At 59.4% G+C, this 4,804-nt stretch carries 5 protein-coding genes and 1 pseudogene; 3 read left to right on the forward strand and 3 right to left on the reverse strand.

All coding sequences use genetic code 11. From position 1 onward, the window contains the following. The first annotated feature begins 247 nt into the window (after positions 1–247). Together ACFYYN_RS43235 and ACFYYN_RS43240 are read left to right on the forward strand one after the other, a co-directional pair. Positions 248–1,189 (forward strand): toll/interleukin-1 receptor domain-containing protein, encoded by a 942-nt coding sequence (locus ACFYYN_RS43235; RefSeq protein WP_500550179.1) that lies wholly within the window; start codon positions 248–250, stop codon positions 1,187–1,189. 131 nt (positions 1,190–1,320) lie between these two features. After that, complete coding sequence (locus ACFYYN_RS43240) at positions 1,321–1,761, forward strand: hypothetical protein (RefSeq protein WP_500550180.1); 441 nt, start codon at positions 1,321–1,323, stop codon at positions 1,759–1,761. Here the strand turns inward: ACFYYN_RS43240 and ACFYYN_RS43245 are convergent. The 3 genes and pseudogenes from ACFYYN_RS43245 to ACFYYN_RS43255 form a co-directional block, all read right to left on the reverse strand. Continuing rightward, on the reverse strand, positions 1,748–2,170 hold the full coding sequence (locus ACFYYN_RS43245; RefSeq protein ID WP_500550181.1) for an HIT family protein: 423 nt from the start codon (positions 2,168–2,170) through the stop codon (positions 1,748–1,750). The genes ACFYYN_RS43240 and ACFYYN_RS43245 overlap by 14 nt on opposite strands. Before the next feature lie 2 nt (positions 2,171–2,172). Next, on the reverse strand, positions 2,173–2,778 hold the full coding sequence (locus ACFYYN_RS43250; protein ID WP_500550182.1) for a TIR domain-containing protein: 606 nt from the start codon (positions 2,776–2,778) through the stop codon (positions 2,173–2,175). A gap of 478 nt (positions 2,779–3,256) precedes the next feature. Next, positions 3,257–3,388, reverse strand: a pseudogene (locus ACFYYN_RS43255) (tyrosine-type recombinase/integrase); the annotation flags it as partial. A 128-nt stretch (positions 3,389–3,516) separates the two neighbouring features. Here ACFYYN_RS43255 and ACFYYN_RS43260 point away from each other — a divergent pair. Further along, positions 3,517–4,032, forward strand: a complete 516-nt coding sequence (locus ACFYYN_RS43260) for a hypothetical protein (RefSeq protein WP_500550183.1) — start codon at positions 3,517–3,519, stop codon at positions 4,030–4,032. The last annotated feature ends 772 nt before the right edge of the window (positions 4,033–4,804 follow it).

Below are 4,804 nucleotides of genomic sequence, written 5' to 3' on the forward strand. Positions count from 1 at the left end.
TGCCTACTCAACGGTCGCGGGTCCACCCGTCGGAGGTCACCAGACCGAGCCGCCCGTATGCCAGAGCGCCAAGATCAAGATCTACAGCTGGAGTATTAGCGGGCAGGTCCACAGACCGCCCGAGTCGCCGCAAGCTTACGGGCCCCGATCTCTCGCCCCATGGCAGCTCCAGCCCAAAGCCGCTACACCGACCAGGTTGTTAGCCAAACCCACCTCACGGGTCCGGGTGGAGAACTAACATCACTGCATGAGCATCTCCATCTCATCTGAGTACGAGTACGACGTTTGCTTGTCGTTTGCCGGAGAGCAACGGCAATACGTTCAAGGCGTTGCGGATGGATTGAGAAAAAGCGGTGTGCGGGTTTTCTACGACGACTACGAAAAAGCAAATCTGTGGGGCAAGGACCTCTATGAACACCTAGATTACATTTACGGCCGTGCGGCCCGGTATTGCGTACTATTCGCGTCCGCCGATTACGAGAAAAAAGTGTGGACAAATCATGAAAGGCGAAGTGCTCAGGCGCGCGCCCTAGGCGAGAATCGCGAATATGTCCTTCCTGTTCGTTTCGATGACACTGAAATTCCCGGCCTAAGGCCTACCATTGGTTTCGTCGACGCTTCGACGCTTGAACCCGAAGAGCTCGCGGACCTTGTGCGCAAAAAGCTCGGACCGCGTGTACGTTCCAACTTCTTCCCTCCGAATCCAGACAGATTGTTCGAAGCCCTAGAGCTAACCAAGGCCGATGAGATGGATTCCGCCTTGCGAGTTGCTCTGTCCTTCATGCAGTCACTTCGGAGGATGACTCTTGACGAGCGCGAACTTGTGAGTTTCATTTTCCTTAATGGCTGCCCCTCCGAGATGCCGGAAAATATTCACATCGAGCTGGACCTCGTGCGACGTGAGCTAGGCCTACCATTTCAAGAAGCCATCGACAAGTTGCGCAGACTGGCCTCCCTGGGTTTCGAAATTGAGACTCGAAACGGAGAAGACCACGAATTCGAGCTCGTAGTCGCCTTGAACTGGGAGGACAGGTCGATGGACTCCCAAGACGATCCGTACGCCGATAAATACTCCACGCTCGTGGCCGACAAGATTCTCGACGTAGGAGTCGGCCACAGGTGCCACACCTGCTCCAGGAATTGCATCGAATCGCTGGATTTCTCAAATCTATCGTCCACGACCGGATAGCCCCAAAGTGGGATGCCGCCGACTTCACCACAAAGAGCAGTTACACTCTTTGATTTCACGCCGCATTACAGTCCAGAGAACGCACCGCACCAGCCGATCGGCACAACCATTGACTCAGGGGCTGCACGTCAGTGAATAACCCTTCCAGCTCTTCGATTTCACAAGAAGAAATCAAGCATCTCGAATTTATTCAAGCAATCGTGGCACGACTCGGCAACGGATCATTCCTCATCAAAGGATGGACAATGACCGTGGCGGGGGTATTCTTCGGCGTCTCGGTAAGTAATCCGAACTGGAAAGTAGCCGCCGCCGGGATGATTCCGATAGTCGGGTTTTGGCTACTTGATAGCTACTTCCTTAGACAGGAGAGGCTTTTCCGCAAGCTCTACGACGATGTACGGCGACCTTCCGTTGCCGTGGAGCTGTTCTCAATGAACGTGCAACCGTATCATGCCTCAGTCCCCTGGGGAAAAGTAATACGATCTCACACAATGGTCAACTTCTATGGCGTACTTGCTCTCGTTGATTTCGCTTTCATCACGGGGGGCCTTATTCGGTCTACTGTGGCCTGAGCTGCCGCCTTACCAATTCGGCGATCTCGGCCTTGACCTCGCCCGCCCAAGGCTCACTGGGAGGCCAGATATCGCCGAACCGATCCCCTTCCCATCGGGGTACTAGATGTAGATGCACATGAAAGACCGACTGAGAAGCTGCTTTTCCTGCCGAATTGATCAAGTTCATGCCATCAGCGTGCAGGGCTGCCCGCAGGCCCTTGCCAACCAGGCTCGCTGCTTGCACGAGGCTAGACAGAGAAGTCTCAGTGACTTCGAAAAGGTCGTCGTAGTGATCTCTAGGAATCACTAACGTGTGGCCCACGACTGCGGGTCGGAGCGGGAAAAAAGCAACGTTGCGTTCGTCTTGCCATACGACGGTTGCCGGCGCTTTTCCCGCCCCGATGGCGCAGAATTCACATTCGCGCACGACTACCTCTCATCGTAGGCTGCCTCCACCCACTTGCTCAGATTATTGTATCCGTCGTCGTTAATCCAGTCATAGGTTGCATATTGCGGGGGAAGCGGGTTCGTCCCCTTTGTGTCGCGATTGCCAAATTGATCGCGGATGTTGTGGATGTAGATCCCGAGCAGGCCGTTGCCACGCGCTACGCTTTGAGCAATTTCGTACTTTACCCAGCGTCGCTGATGAGTTTCGGCGCCAATCAGTACCGCAGTAACTGTTGTTCCATAGAGAGCGTCATTAATTAGCTGCCGTAGGGCGTCGTCGCCTTTAAGCTTCGACTCCTCCCAAAGAGATGCGTCAATGAACTCCGGAGCGATATCCGTCTTAAGCGCAGCGCTCTTCCGTACTACGGCAGACCGCCAAACATCGCGTTCGTAGTGGAAGCTGAAGAAAGTTCGACGAGCCACGGCATCTCCTTCCAGCACCGAAGGCCTGGACCACGCACCTTCGTTGTAAAACTTGCCTCTGCGACTGGCCGCATCGTACTGCAGCGGCACGGCCATACAGGGCAAATCGAGAAAACCTGCCCCTGGCCATCTAGGCTCCTCCGCCCAGCCGTTGCGCGAGTCCACGCGGGAGTGAGCGTGCTTCGCAAGCCGGCCGTGTTGTCGCCCTGACGGCAGGGTGAAGGCCGCATCCAACAGCCACCGGACGGCGATGGTGAGCACATGCTGGTGCCCTGCGGCTGCCAGCGGCCGAGGACTGCGGCAACGAAGCCGTGCGCATAAGTCCCTTGGCGGAAGTGGGCTGACCGGCCGGACGAACCATGGGAGGTCCACCCGCAGCTTAAGCTGTTGCGCTGACATCTAACGATGACATCAACGCCCACGAACGGTCCCGGATCAGGTCGGCTGCTGAGAGCCCAACTCCCCTGGCGACCACGTGGTGCCCGCAGGTGCCTCGGTACGCCGATCGAACTCCTAAAGCGGGTGTCGCAGGTTCGAATCCTGCCTGGGGCACATAGTGAAGGGCCAGTTCAGGGGCTTGATGCCCTCGAACTGGCCCTCTCTCGTGATCACGGCCGTGCCACTTCCGTGCCACAACGTGCCGCTACGAGTCCACGTCACCTCGCGCCTTACGGATCATCGACCCGAGCCGATCGGCGATCTCGCGATCACGACCGTTGACCATGTGCTGATAGACCAGCGCGGCACGCGGAGTGCTGTGGCCCATCCTGGCTATTGCGGGCAGGCAAGGAGCCAGCCCGATACGCGGCCAGCGTACGGGCCCCGACCTCTCGCCCCATGGCAGCTCCCGCCCAAAGCCGCTACACCGACGAGCAGTAAGGTGCAGGTCTCATAGGGGGTGAGATGGCTTCTCTCACGATTACTTGGACCCTGCGCTACCAAGGCTGGGCCTACGTGAAGGTCGCTGACGATCAAGGCGAATCAAAGGTCATCGCCTCTGACATCACCAATGGGCCCGAGCAGTTCTTGAACGCGATTTGCAGGCTCGTGGAAGGCGATGCGGACACGCGCGCTGAGTTCGAGGGGGAACCAACGGCCTACCGGTGGTTCTTCCATCGAGACGGCTCCGAGGTCGACATCCGGCTCGTCATGGCTGAAGACCGCGAGGCGCCGGATGCATCGGGCGCCGTCTTGTGGTCGGGGCGCCACTCGATCATGGCCCTGTCGCGGTCGGCTGTACGTGCCTTCGACCAAGTCGCGCATGAGCTGGGCGAAGAAGGCTACGCGGCTCAGTGGGGCCGCTCGTTCCCGCGAACCGAGCTCGAAGCACTACGCACCGCGATGCGGATACAAGGAAGCTCGATCCCTGACATCAGCGCCCGATCTGCTGACCAGACCGAGGGACCTCGGCAGCCGTAGCGTCCAAGGTTCGCACCGAGATGGCTGCGCGCGCCCTGGCCGGGCCGTCTCTGGGCCGTCCGAGGCCAACCGACGTTGACCAACAACGACAGTCAAGGATCACAACGACACACGTCACGAGCCGCGTGTTGCGCATCGGCCCAGGTCGTGAGCACAGCTCACCACTTCCAGAAGAACTGGTCGACGGCTCATGCGCCATCGCTCGACACTTCCCTGCCCGAGAGGCGCCGAACCACGTGTACGCTCATGGCCGCCGCCTCACTCGGTGCCCGGGGGCGCCTTGGGCGATAGCCAAACTGGCGGGCGGAAGAGGCGGCTCAGGTGGCGGCCGCACGCATGGCACATGATCGGTGCCCTGAATATCACCCCGCCGGACCCCGGACTCCAGATGTACAGCAGCGGCGTACAGCAACCAGGGCAACCGCAGTCGAGCGCTATCGCCCCTCAGGTGCCGTGCAACCAGCCCAGCAGACCTCAGCGACCGTCGTGCCCATAGTTCGCATCGAGGGGTTCGTCGTGCCCGCTGCGTGCCCGTTCAGAGGGGGCGCAGCGGGGACTCGCGGGGAACCGCGGCGCCAACCTCGCTCCGGACCAGGTCAGCGAGTCGCCAGGTCAGCCGTCATCCGCATACGACGTCTTCCAAACTGGGATACCAGGAGCCCAGCGCCGGAGTCAGTCGCCTAGGTGTATTGCCTTGTGAGGTTGGGGACGCGGCTGGCGGGTGGTTTGCCGTTCAGCGCGGTGTGTCCGCGGTGGTGATTGTAGGTGTGCA

The sequence above is a fragment of the Streptomyces sp. NPDC001902 genome (genome assembly GCF_042891295.1).
Lineage (GTDB): Bacteria > Actinomycetota > Actinomycetes > Streptomycetales > Streptomycetaceae > Actinacidiphila.

What these genes read in the sequence shown, in the direction of transcription:
- ACFYYN_RS43235 (WP_500550179.1), top strand. Translation starts at nt 248, where the DNA reads ATGAGCATCTCCATCTCATCTGAGTACGAGTACGACGTTTGCTTGTCG.
- ACFYYN_RS43260 (WP_500550183.1), top strand. Translation starts at nt 3,517, where the DNA reads ATGGCTTCTCTCACGATTACTTGGACCCTGCGCTACCAAGGCTGGGCC.